Annotated in this window: 27 protein-coding genes, 1 riboswitch and 1 other annotated feature; of the genes, 16 read left to right on the forward strand and 11 right to left on the reverse strand. The window is 35.1% G+C overall.

The window, feature by feature from the left end; all coding sequences use genetic code 11:
- Window positions 1-15 precede the first annotated feature (15 nt).
- Both MRBLBA3_RS05675 and MRBLBA3_RS05680 read right to left on the reverse strand, forming a co-directional pair.
- On the reverse strand, window positions 16-177 hold the full coding sequence (locus MRBLBA3_RS05675; RefSeq protein ID WP_001095991.1) for a hypothetical protein: 162 nt from the start codon (window positions 175-177) through the stop codon (window positions 16-18).
- Between the two features lie 100 nt (window positions 178-277).
- Window positions 278-1,552 carry a murein hydrolase activator EnvC family protein gene (locus MRBLBA3_RS05680; RefSeq protein WP_000726106.1) on the reverse strand — a complete coding sequence of 425 codons (1,275 nt, stop codon included), beginning with the start codon at window positions 1,550-1,552 and terminating at the stop codon, window positions 278-280.
- A 492-nt stretch (window positions 1,553-2,044) separates the two neighbouring features.
- Between MRBLBA3_RS05680 and gltP the strand changes: the two genes are divergently transcribed.
- From gltP to MRBLBA3_RS05725, 9 genes are all read left to right on the forward strand, one after another.
- Window positions 2,045-3,319: a glutamate/aspartate:proton symporter GltP gene (gene gltP / locus MRBLBA3_RS05685; RefSeq protein WP_000821142.1), complete on the forward strand. Its 1,275-nt coding sequence runs from the start codon at window positions 2,045-2,047 to the stop codon at window positions 3,317-3,319.
- A 68-nt stretch (window positions 3,320-3,387) separates the two neighbouring features.
- Window positions 3,388-3,906 (forward strand): DUF402 domain-containing protein, encoded by a 519-nt coding sequence (locus MRBLBA3_RS05690; protein WP_000824680.1) that lies wholly within the window; start codon window positions 3,388-3,390, stop codon window positions 3,904-3,906.
- A gap of 120 nt (window positions 3,907-4,026) precedes the next feature.
- A riboswitch (SAM riboswitch) is annotated at window positions 4,027-4,132 on the forward strand.
- 94 nt (window positions 4,133-4,226) lie between these two features.
- Window positions 4,227-5,543 carry a Na+/H+ antiporter NhaC family protein gene (locus MRBLBA3_RS05695; protein WP_000665468.1) on the forward strand — a complete coding sequence of 439 codons (1,317 nt, stop codon included), beginning with the start codon at window positions 4,227-4,229 and terminating at the stop codon, window positions 5,541-5,543.
- 228 nt (window positions 5,544-5,771) lie between these two features.
- Entirely contained in the window at window positions 5,772-6,128 is a 357-nt protein-coding gene (locus MRBLBA3_RS05700; protein WP_000808646.1) for a hypothetical protein, read from the forward strand.
- A gap of 49 nt (window positions 6,129-6,177) precedes the next feature.
- On the forward strand, window positions 6,178-6,840 hold the full coding sequence (locus tag MRBLBA3_RS05705; RefSeq protein ID WP_000814139.1) for a PspA/IM30 family protein: 663 nt from the start codon (window positions 6,178-6,180) through the stop codon (window positions 6,838-6,840).
- 108 nt (window positions 6,841-6,948) lie between these two features.
- Entirely contained in the window at window positions 6,949-7,689 is a 741-nt protein-coding gene (gene liaF / locus MRBLBA3_RS05710) for a cell wall-active antibiotics response protein LiaF (RefSeq protein ID WP_000716083.1), read from the forward strand.
- Window positions 7,689-8,744, forward strand: a complete 1,056-nt coding sequence (locus MRBLBA3_RS05715; protein WP_000744318.1) for a sensor histidine kinase — start codon at window positions 7,689-7,691, stop codon at window positions 8,742-8,744. The genes liaF and MRBLBA3_RS05715 overlap by 1 nt, the downstream gene beginning before the upstream one ends.
- Window positions 8,741-9,373, forward strand: coding sequence for a response regulator (locus MRBLBA3_RS05720; RefSeq protein WP_000598709.1), 633 nt, complete (start codon window positions 8,741-8,743; stop codon window positions 9,371-9,373). The genes MRBLBA3_RS05715 and MRBLBA3_RS05720 overlap by 4 nt, the downstream gene beginning before the upstream one ends.
- Before the next feature lie 10 nt (window positions 9,374-9,383).
- Complete coding sequence (locus MRBLBA3_RS05725; RefSeq protein ID WP_141528841.1) at window positions 9,384-9,740, forward strand: DUF3992 domain-containing protein; 357 nt, start codon at window positions 9,384-9,386, stop codon at window positions 9,738-9,740.
- Between the two features lie 24 nt (window positions 9,741-9,764).
- On the opposite strand, the gene brnQ3 is transcribed toward MRBLBA3_RS05725, so the two are convergent.
- The gene (gene brnQ3, locus MRBLBA3_RS05730; protein ID WP_044739199.1) at window positions 9,765-11,120 is read right to left on the reverse strand and encodes a branched-chain amino acid transport system II carrier protein BrnQ3; all 1,356 of its coding nucleotides are present in this window, start codon (window positions 11,118-11,120) and stop codon (window positions 9,765-9,767) included.
- 56 nt (window positions 11,121-11,176) lie between these two features.
- Window positions 11,177-11,435, reverse strand: a binding site (T-box leader).
- Between the two features lie 262 nt (window positions 11,436-11,697).
- On the opposite strand from brnQ3, the gene MRBLBA3_RS05735 reads away from it, so the two are divergent.
- Complete coding sequence (locus MRBLBA3_RS05735) at window positions 11,698-11,907, forward strand: hypothetical protein (protein WP_000880630.1); 210 nt, start codon at window positions 11,698-11,700, stop codon at window positions 11,905-11,907.
- A gap of 39 nt (window positions 11,908-11,946) precedes the next feature.
- On the opposite strand, the gene MRBLBA3_RS05740 is transcribed toward MRBLBA3_RS05735, so the two are convergent.
- Complete coding sequence (locus MRBLBA3_RS05740) at window positions 11,947-12,723, reverse strand: class I SAM-dependent methyltransferase (protein WP_000026271.1); 777 nt, start codon at window positions 12,721-12,723, stop codon at window positions 11,947-11,949.
- Between the two features lie 108 nt (window positions 12,724-12,831).
- Here MRBLBA3_RS05740 and MRBLBA3_RS05745 point away from each other — a divergent pair, with 108 nt between their 5' ends.
- Window positions 12,832-13,683 (forward strand): hypothetical protein, encoded by an 852-nt coding sequence (locus MRBLBA3_RS05745; protein WP_000677048.1) that lies wholly within the window; start codon window positions 12,832-12,834, stop codon window positions 13,681-13,683.
- 132 nt (window positions 13,684-13,815) lie between these two features.
- On the opposite strand, the gene MRBLBA3_RS05750 is transcribed toward MRBLBA3_RS05745, so the two are convergent.
- Window positions 13,816-14,013 (reverse strand): hypothetical protein, encoded by a 198-nt coding sequence (locus tag MRBLBA3_RS05750; RefSeq protein WP_000776286.1) that lies wholly within the window; start codon window positions 14,011-14,013, stop codon window positions 13,816-13,818.
- 151 nt (window positions 14,014-14,164) lie between these two features.
- Between MRBLBA3_RS05750 and MRBLBA3_RS05755 the strand changes: the two genes are divergently transcribed.
- The 3 genes from MRBLBA3_RS05755 (at window position 14,165) to hmpA (ending at window position 17,295) form a co-directional block, all read left to right on the forward strand.
- Window positions 14,165-15,262, forward strand: a complete 1,098-nt coding sequence (locus MRBLBA3_RS05755) for a site-2 protease family protein (protein WP_000794484.1) — start codon at window positions 14,165-14,167, stop codon at window positions 15,260-15,262.
- 114 nt (window positions 15,263-15,376) lie between these two features.
- The gene (locus tag MRBLBA3_RS05760) at window positions 15,377-15,895 is read left to right on the forward strand and encodes a hypothetical protein (RefSeq protein ID WP_000735542.1); all 519 of its coding nucleotides are present in this window, start codon (window positions 15,377-15,379) and stop codon (window positions 15,893-15,895) included.
- A 191-nt stretch (window positions 15,896-16,086) separates the two neighbouring features.
- Window positions 16,087-17,295, forward strand: coding sequence for an NO-inducible flavohemoprotein (gene hmpA / locus MRBLBA3_RS05765; RefSeq protein ID WP_363380151.1), 1,209 nt, complete (start codon window positions 16,087-16,089; stop codon window positions 17,293-17,295).
- A 29-nt stretch (window positions 17,296-17,324) separates the two neighbouring features.
- On the opposite strand, the gene MRBLBA3_RS05770 is transcribed toward hmpA, so the two are convergent.
- Entirely contained in the window at window positions 17,325-17,837 is a 513-nt protein-coding gene (locus MRBLBA3_RS05770; protein ID WP_000600570.1) for a Crp/Fnr family transcriptional regulator, read from the reverse strand.
- A gap of 170 nt (window positions 17,838-18,007) precedes the next feature.
- On the opposite strand from MRBLBA3_RS05770, the gene MRBLBA3_RS05775 reads away from it, so the two are divergent.
- Window positions 18,008-18,235: a hypothetical protein gene (locus MRBLBA3_RS05775; RefSeq protein WP_000883005.1), complete on the forward strand. Its 228-nt coding sequence runs from the start codon at window positions 18,008-18,010 to the stop codon at window positions 18,233-18,235.
- A 293-nt stretch (window positions 18,236-18,528) separates the two neighbouring features.
- Here the strand turns inward: MRBLBA3_RS05775 and MRBLBA3_RS05780 are convergent, their stop codons facing one another.
- From MRBLBA3_RS05780 to MRBLBA3_RS05790, 3 genes are all read right to left on the reverse strand, one after another.
- A complete protein-coding gene (locus MRBLBA3_RS05780) occupies window positions 18,529-19,329 on the reverse strand; it encodes a sulfite exporter TauE/SafE family protein (protein WP_000455750.1) in 801 nt (266 codons plus the stop codon).
- A 117-nt stretch (window positions 19,330-19,446) separates the two neighbouring features.
- A complete protein-coding gene (locus tag MRBLBA3_RS05785; RefSeq protein ID WP_000380281.1) occupies window positions 19,447-20,445 on the reverse strand; it encodes an inorganic phosphate transporter in 999 nt (332 codons plus the stop codon).
- 11 nt (window positions 20,446-20,456) lie between these two features.
- The gene (locus MRBLBA3_RS05790) at window positions 20,457-21,077 is read right to left on the reverse strand and encodes a DUF47 domain-containing protein (RefSeq protein ID WP_000231441.1); all 621 of its coding nucleotides are present in this window, start codon (window positions 21,075-21,077) and stop codon (window positions 20,457-20,459) included.
- A 311-nt stretch (window positions 21,078-21,388) separates the two neighbouring features.
- Between MRBLBA3_RS05790 and MRBLBA3_RS05795 the strand changes: the two genes are divergently transcribed.
- Window positions 21,389-23,431: a transglycosylase domain-containing protein gene (locus MRBLBA3_RS05795; protein WP_000769260.1), complete on the forward strand. Its 2,043-nt coding sequence runs from the start codon at window positions 21,389-21,391 to the stop codon at window positions 23,429-23,431.
- Window positions 23,432-23,555: 124 nt separating this feature from the next.
- Here MRBLBA3_RS05795 and MRBLBA3_RS05800 read toward each other — a convergent pair whose 3' ends face one another.
- A complete protein-coding gene (locus tag MRBLBA3_RS05800) occupies window positions 23,556-23,984 on the reverse strand; it encodes a hypothetical protein (RefSeq protein ID WP_001220308.1) in 429 nt (142 codons plus the stop codon).
- A gap of 220 nt (window positions 23,985-24,204) precedes the next feature.
- A partial coding sequence (locus tag MRBLBA3_RS05805; RefSeq protein WP_363380158.1) for a Gly-Xaa-Xaa repeat protein occupies window positions 24,205-24,797 on the reverse strand: 593 nt, incomplete at its 5' end.

A 24,797-nucleotide genomic window follows, 5' to 3' on the forward strand; every position in this document is an offset into this window, starting at 1 on the left:
ATCTCCGTCTTTTTATTATGTTGTAGATGTATTTAATAAACGATTATATGCTTTATAAGCTGTGACAACGGCGATAAATGATCCAATTAAAAATAGCGCTGAGCCGCCGAATGTAAATAACCGACCAATGTATGTTTCTCTAGCTTCTTCTATTTCTTGTTGTAATTGTGTATTCATATTAATCACCCCGCAACATATAGGCATTTAGTTGTAGTCTATGTGAAATGCCTACAAAGTGTGAAATGATAGTAAAAAAACTCGGTATGCACCGAGTTTTTTATAATCCGATATAAGGAGATGGATCAACTGCGTTTGTCTTGCCGACATTCCATTCCCCAAGGTGAAGTTCGAAGTGTAAATGTTGTCCGTATGATTGGCCAGTGTTCCCCATAAATCCAAGTTGAGTGCCTTGTTTTACAGTTTGTCCATTTGATACAGAACGGCTACTCATATGAGCATATACTGTCGTATATGTTTTTCCGTTTATACGGTGAGATAAGTATACAACGTTTCCGTAACTAGATGATAATTCTGAACGGATAACGACGCCATCTGCAGCAGCTACGATAGGCACTGTTCCTGAAGCTGCGATATCGATTCCTTTATGGTTATCTAAAGAACGTGTACCAAATCCTGAAGTTTTCGATCCAGCGGCTGGTTTAATAAATCCACCTTTGTTCGTATCTTGCGGTGTTGGTGCGGATTGTGTGCTTTCTTTAGTAGAAGCGGCGAGCTGTTTTTTTGCTTCCTCAGCTTTACGTGCCTCTTCAGCTTTACGCGCTTCTTCTGCACGTTTTTCTTCTTCAATTGCTTTTTGAACAGCTTGACGCTGGTTTTCTAAAATGCCTTTTGATTCTTCTAACCCTTCAATCTCTGAATCTACTTTTGCTACTTTCGTATGTAGATCGTTAATAAAAGTTTGTTGCTGTTGTTGGTTACTTTGTAATTCTTGCTGTTTTTGTTCTAATTTTTGCTCAGATGCTTTCAGTTGTTGCTCTTTTTTCTCAACAGCCTCTTTTTCTGTCGTCACAGCATTTTGATCGCTTGTTTGCTTTTTCACAATATCTGTATCGTTATTTAAAATCAAACTTACTGAATACATATTATCAACAAGATCGGCAATGTTTGCAGAACTTGTTAGTACTTCTGTAATGATACTCGTACGAGGCTTTTCTTGCATAGATTGTAGTCTTTGTTTAATAACTTCCTGTCGTGTATCTATATTCGTTTGTAATTGCTCTATATGTTTCTTTTTTTCGGTAATAACTTGCTGTGTGTTGCTAATTTCCTTTTTTGTATCGTTCAATTCAGCTTCGTTTTTATTAATAGAAGTAGTTAATTCGTCGATTTTCTTTTGTAATTCTTGGATTTCTTTTTCTATTTGCTCTTTCTCAGCTGATTTATTTTGTAAGTCATTTTGTTTGCCTTCTAATTCGGATTGAATGTCAGTTAATTTATCTTGATTTGTTTCAGCGTACACGGGTGAAAGTAACGGGGAAGCAAAAATCGTTCCCGCTGCTAAAACACTAAGCGCTGCAAATTTCTTTTTCATTGTTGTCTAGCTCCTTTCCCTATGAAAGTTATATATCATAAGAAGAAGAGTGTCTATCGTTGTAATCATAATGTAAAGAAAATTTTATAATTTTGCTAAGTTTTGTCGGAATTTAGTATCTTTTTGTAGCGTTTGTCATAAAGTTAAAATTCTTAAATGTATAGAAAAAGTATCAATTTCTATATTTTTTTTAAAAAATCATGGAAAATGATGGAGTTTTTCATAATGAAACAGTACTTTAAAAACCTATCAATCACTAGTGAGGAATCGATTTCATGTGAGGTTTTCTGACATGAGGTTTATTTTTGTCAAGAAAATTATTTGCGTGCGGGCAAACTTATTTTGTTGTCAGATTTTAAATTTTGATTTATGATTTTTAACAGGGACAAAATGTAGTGAATTGTCGAATAATATGTAATACTCTTAATTTCATGTTTTATAGAGATAGAACGAGAGATAGAGTGACACATCGAAGAGGGGGTTACCACAAGTATGAAAAGAATAGGACTTGCATGGCAAATTTTAATAGGACTTGCGCTTGGTATTGCAGTTGGGGCGATTTTCTTTGGCAATCCGGAAGTGGTGAAGTACTTACAACCAATTGGTGATATTTTCATCCGATTAATTAAGATGATTGTTGTACCGATTGTTGTAGCGAGTATTGTTGTTGGGGTTGCTGGTGTTGGCGATGTTAAAAAGTTAGGTCGACTAGGCGGAAAAACAATTATTTACTTTGAAATTATTACAACACTTGCAATTATTGTTGGTCTATTAATAGCAAACATTTTCCAACCTGGAAAAGGCGTTGATATGGATAAGTTAACAAAAACAGATATTTCTAAATATACACATACGACAGAGCAAGTACAAAGTCATTCGTTTGCGGATACGTTTGTAAATATTGTTCCGACGAACATTATGAAATCATTAGCTGAAGGTGATATGCTTGCTATTATCTTCTTCTCAGTATTATTTGGTTTAGGTGTAGCAGCAATTGGTGAGCGTGGCAAACCAGTTCTACAATTTTTCCAAGGTGTAGCAGATGCAATGTTTTATGTAACGAACCAAGTTATGAAGTTTGCACCATTTGGTGTATTCGCATTAATTGGTGTTACAGTTTCTACATTCGGATTAGCTTCATTAATTCCATTAGGGAAATTACTCATTGTAGTATATGGGGCAATGATATTCTTCGTTGTGGTCGTATTAGGACTTACAGCGAAAATCTTTGGAATAAACATTTTCCAATTCTTTAAGATTTTAAAAGACGAGCTGATCTTAGCGTATTCTACAGCAAGTTCAGAAACGGTTTTACCAAAAATCATGGAGAAAATGGAGAAATTCGGTTGTCCGAAAGCAATTACATCTTTCGTTATTCCAACAGGTTATTCATTTAACTTAGATGGATCAACTTTATATCAAGCAATTGCGGCAATTTTCTTAGCGCAAATGTACGGTATTGAATTATCCATTACACAACAAATTACGTTATTACTTGTATTAATGGTTACATCAAAAGGTATCGCGGGTGTACCGGGCGTATCATTCGTTGTATTATTAGCGACACTTGGTACAGTAGGTATTCCAGCAGAAGGTTTAGCATTCATTGCTGGTATTGACCGTATTCTAGATATGGCTCGTACAGCAGTTAACGTTGTAGGTAACTCTTTAGCGGCTGTAGTTATGTCTAAGTGGGAAGGTCAATATGACGCTGAAAAAGGACAAGCCTATTTAAAAGAGATATCTGAAAAGGGTCAAGCAGCTTAATTATAATATGAACAAGCTCTCACATAATATGTGGGGGCTTTTCTATATATAGAAGAGGAGCGGACGTAATGAAACGTAAATATGGTGACGGTTCTTCGTGGAAGCGACTAACAGATAAGGATTATAGGGTTAAGCAAGTAGAGGATGGAATGTTAGGAATACTGGACATAAAAAAAGTGAGAGAACCTAGTCATAAAGAATATAATGGTAAAAAGCTTTGCATTGCAGGTGATGGGTATACATGGATGCAATATTTTATAAACGGCAAAAACTTTGCAATTACAGCTATGTTAGATGATCAGCAAAAATTAGTGCAATATTATATCGATGTGACGAAAGAATTTAAAATTGACGATCGTGGTTTGCCGTATTTTGATGATTTATACTTAGATGTAGTATTGTTACCGAGCGGTGAGATTTATGTATTGGATGAAGATGAGTTAGAGGATGCTTATAGTATAGGTGATGTTACTAAGGAAGAATATGAATTAGCCTGGCGAACAACGAAATGGATAATGGCAGCAATAAACAATAGTGAATTTTATTGGATCTCAATATTGGATAAAGAAATTGAAAAGTTAAAATGATTGGTTTATTCATATTTTTGTATAATTACCAAAAAAATCTATACAAAAAATAATTGACTTTTGTTTTGTAAGCGAGTAAAGTTAGGGAAGAAATTATTATTAAAAAATAAATATGAAACCTTCTTATAAAGAGAGGCGGAGGGACTGGCCCTACGATGCCTCGGCAGCGGACTCGATTTCAGAGTGCTGTGCCAAATCCAGCAAGCATGTGCTTGAAAGATGAGAAGAGTGTTTCTTATAGATGTATAAGACCTCTTCTCATTGGAAGAGGTCTTTTGTTGTTCATTAGAAAAGGTTGAAAACTAGGGAGAGATGATACTTTGAAAGAAACGAGAGGAAATGGTTTAGCGTTATTACCACTTGGAATATTTTTGGCGCTATTTATTGGTTCTGGAATTATTACAGGTGATTTCTATAAATTGCCGATACTTGTAGCAATTTCAATTGCTGTAGGAATTGCTTTAGTGATGAATCGTAAAGAAAGCTTTAATGTGAAAGTAGAACGATTTGCTAAAGGTGCAGGAAATCCGGATATTATGATTATGGTATTAATTTTTGTACTTGCAGGGGCGTTTTCTGAAACGGCAAAAGGAATGGGTGGAGTTGATTCAACTGTTAATTTAGCGTTATCTATTTTGCCACCAGGATTTATCGTTGCTGGAATTTTTGTTATAGGGGCATTTATTTCATTAGCGATGGGAACTTCAATGGGAACAATTGCAGCACTAGCACCAATTGCTGTAGGGATTAGTGGGCAAACTGATATCTCAATTGCACTTGCGATGGCTACTGTTGTGGGCGGAGCGATGTTTGGTGATAATTTATCATTTATTTCAGATACAACAATCGCTGCTGTTCGTTCACAAGGAACAGAAATGAAAGATAAGTTTAAAACGAACTTTTTAATTGTATTACCAGCCGCTATTATTACAATTGTACTATTAGTAATCATTACTTTAGGAAGTGATACACAAGTTAAAGCTCATAGTTTTGACTGGATAAAGATTTTACCGTATGCAGGAGTACTTATTACAGCACTACTTGGTTGGAATGTACTTATTGTGTTAACTGGTGGAACGGTACTATCTGGTGTTATCGGTCTTATAGATGGAAGTTATACGTTAGAGAGTTTCTTTAAAAGTGTAACGACTGGAATGGGCGGTATGATGGAGCTAGTACTACTTGCTATATTAATCGGTGGTATGGTTGAACTGATCCAATATAATGGTGGTATTCAATATTTAATGAATCTTTTAACACGTAACATTCGTTCGAAAAAAGGAGCAGAGTTCGGTATTGCTGGTTTAGTGAGTATGACGAATATGTGTACAGCGAATAATACGATTTCGATTATTTTTACTGGTCCTCTTGCGAAGAACATTGCGGATCAATATGAAATTGATCCACGTAAATCAGCGAGTGTATTAGATCTTTTCTCATGTTGTGTGCAAGGGTTAATCCCATATGGTGCTCAAATGTTAACTGCGGCAGGATTTGCTGCGTTATCTCCGGTTGAATTGTTACCATATGCATTTTATCCGATCTTAGTTGGAGTATGTGGAATCATTTCTATATTAATTGGTTTCCCGAGATTTTCTAAAGTGGCGGAAAAAAAAGAGTATCATAAAACAGCATAATTAAATATGAATTTTATTCGTAGCAACAGAAGCCGTACAGAGAATATTCTCTGTACGGCTTTTTTTGTATGGTAAAAGAGGGAATTATCCTATCCTACCTTATGTTTTACAAAAGGCTGAATTTAACTCAGCCTTAAGTCTGAGTTAAAAACGGTTCTTAAGCTCGTTATGGAAAAAAGAAAAAATAGTTAAGATAAGAGTATCAAATCGAAGGGAGGCAAGCACAAGATGAAACAATTTCTAGCGTTTATCGCAGCCGGTATTTTGGCTTTAATTGCTCTTGGTAGTCTTGCTGGTATTGTAGGATTCGCCATTGGAGCAGGAGTTGTGTACTGGAGCTATAAATCATTTGTGCGAGCTAAATCATTCTTTGGAAAGTTAGCTTGGGGTATTGTTGGTTTAATCGGTTTGTCCATTGCACTTTCTCATTCCCCAGCATTAATCGGTATCGCAGCATTAGTAGTTTTATACTACGGTTACCGTGAGTGGAAAAAAGAAAAAAATGTAGTTGTTGATTCTGCTCCAGAAAGTTCTAAACCATATAGCAACTTTGAAGATGAGTGGAACAAGTTAATGAAAAGCTAATATAGAATAAATCAAATCAAATTATAAAGTAGAAGAGAGGAAGATTATAATGAAACAATCTTTATTCGGACGTGTGCGCGATGCAATTTTAGCTGATTTTCATAATGTGTTAGATGAGAAAGAAAGAAAAAATCCAATTGCTATGTTAAACCAATATTTACGCGACAGTGAGCGTGAAATAACAAAAATTGAGAAATTAATTCAGCGTCATAAAACATTAAAATCTAACTTTGCTCGTGAGCTTGAGCAAGCACGTTATTTTGTTAATAAAAGATCAAAGCAAGCTATCATCGCACAAGAAGCAGGCGAATTACAACTACATGAACGTGCATTAGAAGAAGTAGCGTATTATGAAGGGCAAGTAACTCGCTTAGAAGAAATGTATGCTGGTGTTGTAGAGCAAATTGATGAGTTAGAGCGTCGTCTTTCAGAAATGAAAAACAAATTAAAAGAAATGAACGCAAAGCGTATGGAATTAATGGCACGTGAAAATATGGCGCATGCAAATCGCCGTATGAATACTGCCATTCATAAAATGGATGAAAATAATCCGTTCTTACGATTCGAAGAAATTGAAGATCACATTCGTGACATAGAGCTTCGTATAAATGAAGAGCATGAGCGTGATACATTTGATATGAAAATTGCAAAACTAGAGCGTGAAATGAAAGAGAAAAATGAAGTATCATTAACGAAAGAGTTAACAAAATAATTGTAGTATATAATAAAATAGGCTTATGATATAGTGATAGAAGAAAAGGTGTTGGAAAGCAATGCCTTTTCTTCTATGTATATGTGACAAAGAGGGAGGGGAGCTGAAATGAAGAAGCACTTTTCAAAAACACAATTAATGGGGATGCTCCTCATCATATTTGGATTCGGTCTTTTTCTTGATATGATACTTGGACATTTTGAACCAGGTGGTCTAATATTTGCATTTATTATGATTATGTTTGGAAGGCATTACCGAAAGAAAAACCGTTATGTAAGAGGGAATGTATTTTTATTTGTCGGTGGTATTGTATTCTTATTCTTCTTATTTTCATCAGCAGCATTCGTACTTGTTGTATTTGCTTGTTTAGCTTTAATTGGTTATCAACTTATTCAACAAGGGCACCAGCAAAAAGCAATGAAAGTTGAAATTAAAGAAAAGGGATATATAGATGAAGAAAAACAAATATATCGTACAGAACCGTATATAAAAAATATGTTCGTAGGTAATGTACGAATGATGGATCATATTTATGAACTTGAGGATATTAACGTCCAATATGGTGCTTGTGATGTCGAGATTGATTTAACAACTGCGATGATTCCAGAGGGAGAAACGGTAATTGTTATTCGGGGAGTCGTTGGTAATATTCGTTTATATGTGCCATATGATATCGAACTGTCTTTAAATCATTCTGTTATTGTTGGGCGAGTGCTCTTGCCGGGACACGAAGAAACAGGATTTAACCGTAATGTTACGTTTAGAACGGAACAGTATAAAGAAGCTCCTCGCCGTATAAAAATTATTTCTTCGCTTGTCGTAGGCGATACGGAAGTGAGGAAAGTATAATGAAAAAACAAAAGAATATTTCGTGGATGTATATTCGTTATTCTATGTTGTCCTCTGTGAGTATCGCACTTATTTGTACAATTGTATATGTATGGAAAAGCGAACAACAAGTTTATGATTTACTATGGAAAGAATCCATTGCTTCTGTTCCAATTGGCTTGTTTATTATGAGTACCAGTCTTCTTATCGGAGGAATTGTAGGGTATGCAATCGGTTATTATATAGAGCAGCGTATACAAGGATTAAATACTTTTCTATTTGAAGTAGAGCGAGGGAATTTTCCGAGTGATGTTTCGTTTACTGCGGATGATGAATTTCATGAAGTGGAACGAAAAGTAATCGGCCTTGCTCGTCGATTAGAGGAGCAAGCTGGGCTATTTCAAAAAGTAACGAATGAACGAGCTCATTGGAATGAAGAGATGAGACAAGAAGCGATTTCCCAAGAAAGGCATCGATTGGCGAGGGAGCTGCATGATTCTGTAAGTCAGCAGCTTTTTGCAATGTCGATGATGATGTCAGCTATTAATGAACAAGTAGCTGAAATTCCAGACACGACGAAAAAACAGTTGCAGCTTGTTGAGAATATGGTTGTAAATGCACAATCAGAAATGAGAGCATTGCTCCTTCACTTACGCCCAGTGCAGTTAGAAGGTAAGAAACTAACAGAGGGTATAGAAGAATTATTAACAGAACTGTCTAGAAAGCAACATATGAAAATTGAATGGTTAATTGAACCAATTCAATTAAAAAAAGGTGTAGAAGATCATTTATTCCGTATTGTGCAAGAGGCGTTGTCTAATACTTTACGGCATGCGAAGGCAAAGAAAACCGAAGTACGCCTACGTAAAATTGATCAATATGCGATTTTGAAAATTATTGATGATGGTGTTGGTTTTAAAGTTGGGGTTAATAAGGCAGGTTCATACGGTTTAAGATCAATGCAAGAGCGAGTTCATGAAATTGGTGGTACATTAAAAGTGCTTAGTTTTCCAAATAAAGGTACGCAAATAGAAGTGAAAGTACCGATTATGATTGAGAGAGGGGGAGAGTCATGATAAAAGTATTACTAGTTGATGACCATGAAATGGTTCGAATGGGTGTATCAGCATATTTATCAACGCAGCCAGATATTGAAGTAGTTGGAGAAGCTGAAAATGGAAGAAAAGGTTCAGAGTTAGCTTTGCAATTAAGACCGGATATTATTTTAATGGACCTTGTTATGGATGAGATGGACGGGGTTGAAGCGACACGCGCTATTATTCAAGAATGGCCAGAAGCGAAAATTGTAGTTGTAACGAGCTTTTTAGATGATGAAAAGTTATATCCTGTTATTGAGGCGGGAGCGACAAGTTATTTATTAAAAACATCAAGAGCGAGTGATATTGCAGACGCTGTACGAGCTACTTATGATGGGGAAACGGTATTAGAGCCGAAAGTTACTGGCAAAATGATGTCTCGTATGCGCCAGAAGAAAGAACAACCTTTGCATGAGGAGTTAACAGAAAGAGAGTCTGAAATTTTGTTATTAATTGCAGAGGGGAAAAGTAATCAAGAGATTGCAGATGAGTTGTTTATTGCCCTTAAAACAGTAAAGACACATGTGAGTAATATATTAAATAAGCTAAATGTAAGTGACCGGACACAGGCGGTTATTTATGCGTTTAGACACCAATTGACGAAATAAAAAGGAAGCTTTGACTATATATGGTCAAAGCTTTTTGTTGACGGTTAACTATGTAAGCGTTATCATTAAGGTGTTAACAGTACATACAAAGGGGAGAGAGTGTATGTTAGTTCAAACGATATTTGGAATGGATGAAACGAAAAAATTAGGTAACTATGTGAATGCGTTGCAAGCACTTTGTGAACAATATGATATTGAAACAGATCGTATCGCAATTATCGAGGCGACAGAAGAATATTATTTATTTCTAGTAAAGCAAGAAGATTGCTATGATGTTGTAAAAGTAGAAACGGTGGATACGAATATTGATTACTATACGAAAGCTTATAAAGTAAGTAGCTTTAATCATACTTCTTATCAAATGTAAAAAACTCCCGAAATGGGAGTTTTTTTATGATGCTTTCGATTCAGGTGAATGATCCGTTAATGGCACTGTTTTTGCACCACTTAATTTTGCGATAGCAAAACCGATAATAGCCCCAACTAATGCTGGTACTAACCAGCCAATTCCTTCATTATATAATGGAATAAACTCAAAATAAGATGTGATAAATGAAACAGGAATATTCCCTTGTTTTAATCCGTCAAAAACGCTAACAACTGCTGTTCCGATTAAAGCACATACATAAACAGATCGATAGCCACCGAAATATTTATGAAGTAATGATAATAACACGAGTACAATTGCGACTGGATATACAACAAGTAAAATAGGAACAGAGATGGCGATAATTTTTGTTAAACCTAAGTTGGCAACTAATAATCCTAACAAGCAAATGATACTTGCTAACATTTTGTATGAAAATTTTGTCAATAATGTTGAGAAGTATTGACTGCATGCAGATACAAGTCCAACGCATGTTGTTAAGCAAGCAAGTGTAACGATAAGAGATAACAGAATTAGACCATATGGACCGAATAATTGTTGTACGATAACGGTAAGTAGCTGTCCTCCATTTTTTGCGTATCCGAGAGAGACACTAGTTGTACCGAGCCAGCCAAGTGCACCATATACAAGTACGAGACCAGTAGCGGCAATAAGTCCTGCTTTTGCTGTTGCGATGGCAATTGATTTACGATCACTCACACCTTTTGAGCGAATTGCATTTACAACGATAATCCCAAATGCAAGTGCTGAAATGGTATCCATCGTTAAGTATCCTTCCATAAAACCTTTGAAAATTGGAGAAGTTTGATATTCTTGCATTGCTGGTCCAGATTGCCCGAGGGGTGTAAATACACTCTTAACGAATAATAAAAAAATAGAGAGTAATAAAATAGGTGTTAATACACTTCCGATACGATCGACGAGCTTAGAAGGGTTTAAACTAAGCCAAAATACGATAGAAAAGAAGATGACTGTGTATAAAAATAGCACTAGGCTGCTAGAGCGAATAGTTTCTGGTAAGAAAGAACTAACCCCCATTTCATAAGCGACATTAGCAACACGTGGAATGCCCATAGATGGACCAATTGCAATGTATACAACTACTGTAAAGAAAATTCCGAATAATGGGTGAACATGACTTGCAAGTTGCTGCATTCCATTTCCTGATAAAGAAATAGCGATAACAGTAAGTAACGGTAAACCAACTCCTGTTAGTAAAAAGCCAATCATCGCTGGCCAAAAGTTTTCACCAGCATTTTGTCCAAGCATTGGAGGGAAAATTAAATTTCCTGCCCCAAAAAATAAAGAAAATAGCATAAGGCCTGTGAAAAAAACATGTTTTTTTGATACAGTGTTCATTGTTTTTCCTCCTTTTTGTAAATTCATTGTAAGAACACAAAAAACTCGTCCCTAAAGAAAGGGACGAGTTATATTTACCCGCGATACCACCCTAATTTATACATGTAGAAATAAATCTATATGTATACGGCTTTGCAACGTACAACATGATACGTGTTCCTTGTAACGGGGGACATCCGGTAAGAACTTACTTCAGCATTCGGTTCTACTTCTCGGAGATGATTTTCGGTTAAGCACTGAACGTTGGCTTTCAGCAAATCGCCAACTCTCTGGGGAACAGTCCTAGAACGTACTCGTTCTCGTCAATGAATTTTTATTCAAGTATTCTGACAGTATTTTCACACGTTTTTTTTAGAAAGTCAACATATTTTTTGGGGAATATATTTTCCTGTAGAAATATAGCTGAGAATATAAGGTTGAATGCTGTTTGTAAAAATGCTGTAAAACATTATAGGGAATTGTAAAGTTTATGGAGAAAATCGATATTTATAGGAGTAAAGAAGGTATTGTTAGAATTTACAGAGAATAATACAACAATCCACTTGCTGGAAAGAACAAACCAAAAGAGGTGACTGAAATGCTTGCGATGGGAGTATTATTTGGCATTATTGCTATAATTGGTTTTATGTGGTTATATTATTCGCGTTCGTTTAAACAAGCAGAAGTTTTACTCTTTCAAAAAGGTAGTTTGTTGACAAATCAGTCTAGATATTTAGTATGTCCGAAGTGTGGAAGTGCACAGGCCAGGAGTGGAGGATATCAAGAGTGTTGCAAAATTAGATTATGAAAGAAGGAAGCCTCACATTATTTTGTGAGGCTTCCTTCCTTACAATTTCATGGCGCTCCAAATGGTCCAACGATCTCTTTCGATAATAGGAGAGACGTTTTGCAATGCTGTTTGGATATGAAGTAGAAGTTGAGAAAGTTCATGATCTGTTAATTCATATAGAATGGATCGTCCAGTTCGGGGAGATAAATCTTGCAGCAATGCTTCTACAGAATTATGTGTTTTTCGTACTTCCCATTGTGTTTGTATGGGGAACGCTTGAAGAGAATATTGTTGTAATTCTTGCTGTATAGTAGTGGTTTTTGGTCTTCTTTTTGATTCTATTTCAATGAGTTTTGGAAATACAGAGAAAAAGTATCCACGAATGTGATCAGGACTTCCTGGAATTGTACAATCTTCAATAGTTCGGTCTTGTAAAATAAGTATACCGTCTTTTTTTAATATGCGAGAAGCCTCTCGTATAAAAATAGGAATATCTTGTAAGTGATGAATGACGGCACGCGAAATGATCAGGTCGAATGTTTCGTTAGGGTATGGAATGTTGTGCGCATCACCGTGAATGAATGAAATGTTTGGGAAGCCTTTACAGTTTTCTTTTGCAGCTTGTAATATTTCTTTTGAAAAATCAAGCCCAACAACACTTTTGGCTCCCATAAGAGCAAGTTCTTTCGTATAAATGCCGCCACCACAACCTATATCAATTACTTGTTTATTTTGCACATCTACAATATTGTTTATTGTTTCCTGCCATGAAATATGTGCGTTACGACTTGCATACGTATACCTATTATTTGCATCATGAAAATTAATGGACATTGTAAAATCCTCCCTTCATTGTATAGTATAGCTCATTCTATATAATGTAACGTTTTTGTTTTATGTATGAGGATCATAAGAATTTCTTATTGGAAAAGGAGAATCGATTTGAAAGGGAAGTATTTAATTTTTTTATGTGTTATTTTACTCGCGTCGTGTGGTCAAGCCGAGGAAAAGAAAGAATCGAAACAAGTAGAGGAGACAGTGAATGAAGTGAAAGAACCATTACAAGTAACTGTTATACAAAAAGGTACAGAAGAAAAAAAATTAAAGAAAATGGATGCGGAGTTAGTGGTGGATATTATAAACAAAGCAGAAAAACAAGAAGTAACAGGTAGCTTTGGTGAACCAGAATATGAAATACAAATTAGTAGAGATGGGAAAATAGAAACGTATTATGCATGGTTAAGAGGAGAAGATCGACGGGGATGGGTGCAATATAAAAAAGCTATGTATATGCTGAACGAAAAAGATACGGAAAAACTTTTGGCTATATTTCCAAAAATTCCAGAACAAAAAGAAGATGAGATGCAGGTAGGGCCTTTAACGGAAGTAACGAAAAAAGATTGGCAGATTACCGCGTTTCATATTAAAGCGGGTGATCAAAAAATGAATTATACAGTACGATATACGATTTCACAATCACTATATAATAAGTTAGCGAAGGAACAAGAATATTATTTGCAATTGATTTTCCCGGAAAAGGTTCAAAAATTAATTGGAGCGAAAGAAAGTGAAATAATTCCAGCTGAAAAAGTAAAGGAAGGGTATAAACAGTATGAATTGAAGGTTACTGTTCCTATAAAAGATGCTTCAGAATCACAATTAAAAGCACTAGAAAGCTATTATGATAATTACGATTTACAAATATTAAATAGTAAGAAAGAAAAAGTAGGAGCATTTCGAAACATTATTCAAATTGTTAAAGAGTATGGTGAAAAAATGAATTTACAAAGATAAAGTGAAACTTTAATCAGTGGGGGGCATCCCCTACTGATTATTAGCTTTTACTAATCGAGATAAATGTGAATCGTAAAGTCTATATAGATTTTCCTAGGAAATGATAAGAGAGGGGAAAGACTCCCCTCTCTATTACTTTGCTTTTGCAGATGGCTCACTCATTGATTTTCGTGTAATAAGAAAAGAAATCATAAGAGCGGAAAGAATGATAAGAGCAATAAATAAGTGATTTGGCAACAAATCTAATAATAATACGTAGCTAACGGTATAAAAAATAAGAGTTGAAGCTAAAAACGATAGAGCGCCTATCATAAGAGATTGTAATTTCATTTGTATATACCTCCTTTCATTTATATTTTTGGCTAAAAATGGATGTAATAAACATTATTTCTAACAATAGAAAAAAATATGTCATAATAAAGACAAGAATAAGTTTTGGTGAGTGTAAATGACTCAGTAAAGCGCGATAAAGGAGAGGAATATGAAAAATAATAAAAAAGGGTTATGGGGAATTATCGTTGCAATAGGATTATTTTTACTGTCTAAGTTAAAGTGGGTATTTGCCATTTTTAAGTTAGCAAAATTTTCAACAGTATTTAGTATGTTTTTATCGCTTGGTGCATACGCAGTCATATATGGTTGGAAGTTTGGGGTAGCACTCGTTTATTTGTTGTTTGTACATGAGATGGGGCATTTATGGGCAGCTAGAAGAAAAGGTATACCAACATCGCCAGCAATCTTCATACCATTTATGGGAGCTCTTATTGGGATGAAAGAGATGCCGAAAAATGCAAAAGATGAAGCTTACATTGCATATATGGGACCTCTTTTCGGATTACTTTCATTTTTACCCGCGATCCCACTTTATATAATAACGAAAGAGCCGTTTTGGGCGCTGATTATTTTACTTGGAAGTATGATTAATTTCTTTAACTTAATTCCAGTTTCTCCGTTAGATGGTGGACGAATAATTTCAGTTGTAAGTACGAAAATTTGGGGAGCAGGGCTAGTTGTACTACTTGGATATTCTATTTACTTCAAAAGTATTTTAGGTGGATTTATTGTTATTATCGGTTGTATGGAATTGTATAGAGTAATAAAGAGAGAGGAACCGATTAAGGAATTAGGATATAAAATCGATGGAATGAAAGAATATGTTGCTAGGCTTGAAGAGGAATTAAAAGAAACTGGTGCGGTGCATCGAACGATTTATATGATTCATCATGAGATGAATGTATTAAGACAAAGAGAGCGTGAGAAAGAATTAAAAACAGGAGAAATTCAAAAAATCGAAGTGCTAGAGTACCTTTTACCAAAGTTTGAGCCACTTGATTATGTCCCATATGAAGATGAAAAAGATGAGTATACAATTCATATAAGAGAAGCATTTGAAGTGTCGGAAAGAAAATTAAATGAATGGGAAATAGAAAAGGAACAACAAGAAAATTATTATAAAGTTGATACGAAAACAAAATGGACAGTTTTTGCTTGTTATATCGGATTAATGGCTATACTCGGTTATACAGCTTATGAAGGTTATATTGTTTTACAAGAGCATTTGCCAAAGAGAAATTTGTAGGAAAATAGTGTCGAAATGACAAGAAGAATTTAAACAGGAATTACATTTCTGCGAGAGAATGTTACAAGTGTAACAGTACATTGTAATATTCATAGTAGAAAAGGAGTTCTGTATATGAAGAAATTGTTAAGTGTATTGGTAACTATTACTGTAATGGCAATAGCGAGCTATAGTCTTATGAAAGTACTATTGTATTATGCGAATAAGTCTGCTGGAGTAAATACAGTAGCACAAATAGAAGATGTGCAAGAGAAGAAGAAGACACTTGAATTTGTTCGTACGACACATGAAAGTTATAATAATTTCTTGAACTATGGTAAGGCAGAGAAATATACAGATGGGGATTGGAAACATTTTAAACAATGGTTTCAAGAGCAAGAACCTTCATTAAAAAATATACATAAAGAAATAAAAAATGAAAAAATAAAACGTGATGTGAATAGAAGTTATGAAATTGTAAAAAAAGGTGTGGAGCTTCAGAATATTGAGTATGTAGTCTATGCTCATCGCGTATATCATGACTTGGATATACTTGTGAATAAATATAAAGGTGAAACGAATGTGTGGGGGTATACCGAGTTTGGAGATGGGCAGAATATACAAGTAATTGAACAAGCAATACAAACGAAGTAGTAGGCTAGCTAGAATTCTAGTTAGCTTTTTTTTGAGCACTATTAATGATGGCTAATTAAAATTTACTTAATATGTGCATTGTTCATATATTTTTCACAAAAACACCATGTTAATAGTGATTAAAATCACAATATGTATTATACAATTCAGTTAAACTAAAAACAGTTAAAGAAATAGAGGAGTGGGATACAATGTTAAGTGCAAAAACAATTGAAATCGTTAAGTCAACAGTACCTTTATTACAGGAAAAAGGCGTTGAAATTACAACGAGATTTTATCAAATTTTATTTTCGGAACATCCGGAGTTATTGAATATTTTCAACCATACGAATCAGAAAAAGGGAAGACAACAACAAGCATTAGCAAATGCGGTTTATGCAGCTGCAATGTACATTGATAATTTAGAGGCTATTATTCCGGTTGTAAAGCAAATCGGTCATAAGCATAGAAGTTTAGGTATTAAAGCAGAGCATTATCCAATAGTAGGCACATGCTTACTACGAGCGATTAAAGAGGTCGCAGGCGCACCTGATGAAGTTTTAAATGCATGGGGAGAAGCGTATGGCGTCATTGCTGATGCATTCATTAGCATTGAAGCGGGTATGTATGAAGAAGCTGCGCATAAAGAAGGTGGATGGAAAGATTTCCGCAACTTTGTGATTGTTAAAAAAGTGAAGGAAAGCGATGTTATTACATCATTTTATTTAAAACCTGAAGATGGCGGGAAAGTTTCATCATTCATCCCGGGACAATATGTAACGATTCAAATAAATATTGAAGGTGAAACATATACGCATAATCGTCAATATAGCTTATCTGATGCTCCTGGAAAAGATTACTATCGCATTAGTGTAAAGAAAGAAAAAGGTGTAGATACACCAGATGGTAAAGTATCTAATTACTTACATGAGCATGTAGGGGAAGGAGACGTCTTAACAGTAAGTGCACCAGCGGGAGATTTCGTGTTAAATATGGAGTCAACATTACCTGTTGTACTAATTAGTGGTGGAGTAGGTATTACACCGATGATGAGTATGTTAAATACGCTAATCGAACAAGAATCAAAGCGTAATGTATGCTTTGTTCATGCGGCGATAAATAGTAATACACATGCGATGAAAGAGCATGTTGAGACAGTAGAAAAAGAGTATGAACAAGTGAAAGCATATACTTGCTATTCTTCACCGTCAGAGCAAGATGTGGAAATGAAGAATTTTGACAAAGAAGGATTCATTGAACGTGAATGGTTACAAACTATTATTCCAACAACTGAAGCAGAATTTTATTTCTGTGGCCCAGTACCATTTATGAAGCATATAAATGCTGCATTAATTGATTTGGGTGTTAAACAAGAGAACATTCATTATGAATTTTTCGGTCCCGCAGCAAGCTTACAATAGATTAACATTACTAAACAAAAAACGAGGTATTATTTTACCTCGTTTTTTGCTTGTTCTCTTAATAAGCGATTTACTGTTTCGCGGCGTACACCTATGAGCTGACCAATTTCAGTTTGTGTTAATATTTCATAAATAGGAATGTCACCTAAATATAAGGTGAACCACTCTTGTAAACGATGAAGGCGCTCTTTAGGAGAGACAGTTGTCAATTGATCGATACGCTGTTGCATCATTCTTAATTTCGATTGTAATTGCATAGCGATATTTTCATAAGATGCAGGATTTGCCTGGAGTTGATCGTACCATTCATTGCTAATTATAGGCTCAACTTCTGTTTTCATTAAAGCGATAGCGGTACCGTGATATTCCTTCGGTGAAATTAAAGAATGGTGAGGTATCGTTTCACCAGGAACGATAATATTAAATAAAAATGGTGTTCCGTCTGCTTCTAACCGAATAACTTTTAATAAACCTGTTTTTATAAAATATAATGGACCGTCCTCACCTTGACGGAATAATACATCTCCTTTATGTAGAATCAATGTTAGCCCCCCATTAAAACATTTCTATTTCTTATATTTTAGCGTATATGTATAAAGACAATATGCTTTTTAAACAGCAATTTCATTGACGAAATGTATGCTATTACAGTAGTATACTATTTAGTGTGTAATAGTACTAGCAATGAATACGCTGTAGGGGGTTTAGTATATTGTTAGATGCGATGAAGATGACGGATATGAGAATTCCAGCGAATGCTACCATTCATGTAGAAGAGATGAAAGGTGGAGTCGTTTTATCCGTTGAAATAGACGGCCAAATTATTTATACGATGGCTTATGATGAAGAAACAGATAGTTATGCTGAATTATATGATCGAAATGATAAGAGGGCGTGCCAAGTACATGAAGACTTTATGGGATGGTCACTTCTTCACTAAAAAGATGTCAATACGACATCTTTTTTTATTGAATCGATAGATTATACAAAGAAATGAAATATAAGGATAAAATTTGTAATAAATGATTTTGCATTGTTAGCACTTTGTAACTGCATGCGACCTGTTTTTTCGCTATCATAAAGATAACAGTCGTAGCTATAGGAGTGATCAACTTGAAGAAAGTACATATTTCAAATTTTATGTTATTAAGTGTTTGTTTAGTTTTATTTGTTCTCCTAGGAGCCTTTTTATATTCATGTGTATAAGAAAAAACGCATTCTAGAAAGAACGCGTTATAAAAATGAAGTAATGATTAATCTAGTTCCAAGAATAATTAATGTGATACGTAATAAATTAATTACGGCATTACCGCTTAATTTTGTGTTAATATAAGCCCCGATTTTTCCGCCAACCCATGCACCAGGAATAAGAATTAATGCATAAGCCCAGCTGACATTTCCTAGAGAGATGTGAGTTAAAGAACTTACAATTGCTGAGAGAAATACGATAAACATTGAAGTTGCTACAGCAATGTGTGCTGGGAACGCAAAAAGGAGCATCATTGCTGGCACAAGTAAGGCACCACCACCGATTCCAAATAATCCGGATATAAATCCAACTATAAAGGCAATAAAGATAGCGAGAAATGGTGGAAATTGATAGTCTACAGTATTTCCTTCGTTATCTGTAAAAGATCGCTTAATTACAGTCATATTTGATAGGGAAAGAGGTTTCAATTTGTCTCGTAGTATAAGAAGAATGGAGACGAATATAAGAAAAATCCCAAAGTATAAAGAAAATGTATCTTGGTTTAAAAATTTGTTTGCCCATGATCCGATAATACCACCAGGGCCACTCCCGATAAATAAAATAAGTCCACTTTTATAATCTACCCGTTTATGCTTCATATAAGTAAGGGTAGAAGCCAGCCCTGTAAAAACGACTGTTACCATAGAAGTTCCTACTGCGAGCTGTGGTGATAAACTGTGTAATCCAATTAATAACGGAACGATAATAATTCCGCCCCCAAGCCCTACTAGGCTCCCGACTGTCCCGGCGATTAATCCGATGAAAAGTAACATGATGTATTCCAAAATTGCCAACTCCTCTATATAACTTATCCACCAATCATTATACACGCTTTTTAATAAGAAATAGGCTTGTTCACAAAAAAGTCGTCTTCCTAGAAAAATAAGGAAGACGACTTTTAATTAAAAGATTAAGTGTAATAAGGAGTAAAATAACGCAGCTAGAGAAGCTGAAATTGGAAGTGTAATAATCCATGTAATTAACATGCGTTTTGCAGTTCCCCATTTTACACCTTTCACACGATGAGAAGCACCAACCCCTAAAATAGAAGAAGAGATAACGTGCGTCGTACTAACCGGTAAGTGAATGAATGTTGCACCGAAAATAACAAGTGATGATGATAAATCGGCAGCTACACCATTTACAGGACGAATTTTCATAATTTGTCCACCGACAGTTTTAATAATTTTCCATCCACCGACAGAAGTACCAAGACCCATTGCGATTGCACAACATAATTGTACCCAGAACGGGATGTCGTCAGAAGTATGATAGTTATTGGCCATAAGAGCCATCGTAATGATTCCCATTGCTTTTTGTGCATCATTCGTACCATGCGTATAAGCTTGTAATGCTGCAGTGAAAATCTGGAATATACGGAAGTTTTTGTTCGTTTTCGTTAAGTTAAAGTTTTTAAAGACTACTTTAAAAATACTGTATACGATATAACCAATAACAAAAGCGATAATCGGTGAAATGATTAAAGCTTCAAGAATTTTAATGAATCCTTTAAGGTTTAATGAGCTAATACCGGCAGCAGCAATTGCTGCACCAGCGATTGCGCCAATGATTGCATGCGAAGAACTACTTGGGATACCGTAGTACCAAGTAATTAAGTTCCAAGCTATTGCCGCAAGCAAAGCAGCTAAAATTACAAGGGAACCATTTTGCAAAGCAAATGGGTCAACGATATCTTTTGTAATCGTTTTTGCTACACCTGTAAATGTCATCGCACCTAAAAAGTTCATAATAGCTGCCATAACAATTGCATGTCTAGGCTTTAGAGCTTTCGTTGAAACAGCCGTTGCAATAGCGTTTGCTGTATCGTGAAATCCATTGATAAAGTCAAAAGCTAAAGCGCAAATGACTACTAAAACGGTCAGTATCAAGAGTGTATCCATGATCAAACTCCTTACGCGTTCTTCATAATGATTGTTTCTAATACGTTTGCAACGCTTTGGCAGCTATCTGCTACTTCTTCAAGCTCTTCGTAAATCTCTTTGTATTGAATAATCTTAATCGGATCTTTTTCACGAGAGAATAAGTGCTTAATCGCATGACGGCGAATATCATCACATTGTGATTCGTAATCCTTAATCTTAATCGCGTTCGTACGAATGTCGACTAACTTCTTTTTAGACAGTAGTTCAACAGAGTTTGCAATTTCAATTGCACATTGATTAATTGCTTCTACGAATTTAATCATGTATTCATCAGCTTCTGTAATAGAATACATTTCGAATAGACCAGCACTATGATCTAATCCGTCTAATACATCATCCATACTCATTGCAAGTTGTAGGATGTCTTCACGTTCAATAGGAGTGATAAACGCTTTGTTTAACTCCATAATGATTTCGTGAATGAATGAGTCACCTTTTGACTCATAATCTTTCATGCGCATAGAAAACTCTTTTAAATCGCTAGCATTTTTAATTTTATACTCCACGAAAAACTGCGCGCCTTCTTTTAAATTTTCGGAAACATTCATTAACATTTCAGAAAATTTATCTTTTTTTGATTTAAATACCATTATTAGTTACCCCCACAAAAGTAATATATGTAAAATATATTGGCTAGTCAATTCTAACAAAAAACTGTCGTTTTTTAAAACATTTTATCGAAAAGTTTACAAAAACTTAACATAACTCACATTGTTGCATTAATAATATTAGTACTAATGGTGAATATCTTACTTGTAGAATGTCCTTTTCTTGTAAAAAGTATGAATGTGAAAGAAAAGCTTTACACTATAGGAAAGACTACGTTATTATAATAAATTTAAAAGGAGGTATATTCTTCCTTTTAAAAAGAAGCGTGTAAACAAACGAAGGAAGTGAACGAATGAAATTGAAGAACACTCACTTTAAAAAAACGCTTGAGTGGTTCAATCAGAGGAAAAAACTACGCAATTCATTAATTGTATTGGGAAGTTTGCTCGTTACTCTATTTATTGCTGTAAATATAATAATTTCCATTCAAGATATATCTGAATTAAAACAAGCTGTGCCACAACCGACTTTAATTTATGATGCAAATAATGAAGTTGCGACTAAATTAGCTTCTTCTAAAACAGAAGGGGTCAAAAGGAAAGATATTCCTGATATTATGGTTCAAGCAATTGTTGCAGTAGAAGATAAGGAATTTTTTAGTCATCATGGCATTTACTATAGTGGAATCATAAGCGCTGTATTTAAGAACATTACAGCTGGTGAAGTTGTGGCTGGTGGTAGTACAATTACACAACAACTTGCAAAAAATGTATTTTTAACACAAGATCGCACATACTCACGTAAAATAAAGGAATATTTTTTAACAAAAAAAATAGAGCGTACTTATTCAAAAGATGAAATTATAGAAATGTATATGAATCAAATTTATTTTGGTGAAGGTGCTTGGGGGATAAAAAGAGCAGCTAAATCTTATTTTGATAAAGAGGTAAAAGATTTAACAATTTCAGAAGCTGCAACGATTGCAGGATTAATTAAAGCGCCATCTGCGTATTCGCCGTATAAAAACTTTAATAAATCCATTGAAAGACGTAATGTCGTATTAGGTTTAATGAAGGAACAAGGATATATTTCTGAAGAACAATATAATCAGGAGAAAGAATCAGGTCTTGTATTACGACGTGGTGTTGACGATAAATATAAGGGGAAATATTCTCAATACGTAGATTATATTATTAGAGAAGCGATGGACAAGTATGAATTAACACAAAATGAAATTTTAGCAGGTGGTTATCGTATTTATACGGAACTTGACCCGAAAAAACAACAAGCGGTTGAAGATGTTGTGAATAATGATAGTTATTTTAAAGATAGTGGTTCAGATCAGCTTATGCAAACTGGAGTGGTCCTTATGAATCCAAAAACTGGCGGTGTTCCAGCTTTAGTTGGAGGTAGAGGTCCATATCAATTTTTACAGTTTAATCATGCAACACAATTAAAAAGGCAGCCCGGTTCAACGTTAAAGCCTCTTGCAGTGTATGTACCAGCGTTAGAGCAAGGATATGAAGTATACGATGTTTTAAAAGATGAACCATTTAATATTAAAGAATATGCACCACAAAATAGTGATCATACGTTCCATGGTAATGTGACGATGTATGAAGCAGTGGCAAAGTCATATAATGTTTCAGCAGTTTGGCTATTAGAGCAAATTGGATTAGATAAAGGATTAAAATCTTTAGAGCGGTTTGGTATTCCATTAGAGCCTGAAGATCGTACGTATCCGATTGCTTTAGGCGGTATGCATGTAGGGACTTCTCCATTTGTAATGGCTCAAGCGTATAGCACATTGGCAAATGATGGTGTCCAAGTAGAAGCTCATGCTATTAGAGAAATCCAAAATGCTGAAGGGGAAACAATTGGAAAATGGTACAAGAAAGAAACTCGTGTGACGAACGAGAAAGTTGCCCAAAAGATGACATACTTATTAAAAGGTGTTATTGAAAGGGGAACGGGTGAAAAAGCGAAAGTTAATAATATTGATACCGCAGGTAAGACGGGGACTACCCAGCTTGTAAATGGACCAAGTACTGGTGCGAAGGATTCGTGGTTTGTTGGATACACACCGGATTTAGTAGGTGCGATTTGGGTAGGGTATGATAAAACAGATAGTGAGCATTATGTGCCAGGAGGCAGCCAAATTACAACGACAATGTTCAGGGACATTATGAGGAAAGCGAATGGAAATCCAGCTCAAAAGGCATTTCAGTTATCACTAATACCTGAGGCGGATTATACAAAGCAATTAAAAATGATTGAGGAAGAAAAACGAAGAAAAGAAGAAGAGAAAAAACGAAAAGAAGAGGAACAACAAAGAAAAAAAGAGCAACAAGAGTGGTTTGACAAAGTGAAAGAGTGGATTCCATCATTTTGGTAAAAGAAAGAGGCGAATAACGAAATTCGCCTCTTTTTCGTATGGAAAATAAAGTGAAACTTTAATCGGTGGAAATCTTTGTATGCCTTTACCAGTTATTGGTGCATATCGATTGGGATAAATGATATTACTCGTTAAGTATAATGTTCGTACTGCCAAAGGATGGAGAATCGTATGTGACGATTACTGTACCTTTACTAATAGGTTCGTAAGGTAATTCTTCTTCATAATTACCATTATTTTTATTGTGAATAGAAAGCTTGATTTCATCAATTTCTTTATTTGTATACTGATCTTTAATCGTTTCAGCAATTTGAAGTAGCGCTTCGTAACTAGAAGCTTCTGTAATAAGCATACCTTTTATAACCTTTTTTTCATTTTGTGTGGAAGAGGAATACGGGATGTCGTTTTGTTTTGTATACAGAAGTTCGTATGGAACTGTTTTTCTTTCTGCTTTTGAAATGTTTGAATATTTTAGAGTTAAAAGAAATCCTATACATAAAATTATGCATACCATAAGAACAAACCAAAAACGTGTCAGTGATATAATTCTCATTATCATCCCTCTTTCATGTCTTTGTCTTCACTATTTATCATACAAAAAGAGAATTAAGCTAAAGTAAATTTGAAGTAAAGAAACGTAAAGAAGGAGTACTTATCCTCCAAAATAAGTACTCCTTTTTATTAAAAGAGAGATTTAACATACAATCAAAATAATACAAATTACTATAAATCAAATATTCTTGGTCTTTCAAAAATAAGATAAAAACTAAAAGTTAGTAAATTCGGAAGACTGATAGTGTAGCTGTTGTGTCACCAGTGTTAGGAATAGAAATAGTATTTGCTGTAGGTTGTACAGCAATTGTTGTACCAGCTTGTAAAGTAACGATTGTAGAGAAAGAAACAGCACTACCGATAACGTTAGTTGAAAAATTACGAGTAGGTGGTTGACCGTTGAATGAAATACCGAACCCAAATGGTGAAGAACCTGGGAAGGTTGTAGATGCTGAGAAGCTAATATCGTATACTCCTGTTTCTAGAATAGTTAAAGTATCTGAAGTGTCGTTAAAAGTTATATTATTTAATTCGAAAACTTGATTGAATTGGATGTTTGTTCCAGGAGATATAGTTTGTGGATTAGAATTTCCTATTGCTGCTATAGTTACAGGGATTGGTGTGCCCGCCGGTCCAGTAGCGCCAGTAGCACCACGAAGTCCTTGAGGTCCAGTAGCACCGGTAGCGCCAGTAACGCCACGAAGTCCTTGAGGTCCAGTAGCGCCGGTAGCACCACGGGGTCCTTGAGGTCCAGTAGCGCCGGTAGCGCCAGTAGCACCACGAAGTCCTTGAGGTCCAGTAGCACCGGTAGCGC

It is taken from the genome of Bacillus sp. LBA3-1-1.1 (assembly GCF_040676495.1).
GTDB classification, from domain to species: Bacteria; Bacillota; Bacilli; order Bacillales; family Bacillaceae_G; genus Bacillus_A; species Bacillus_A nitratireducens.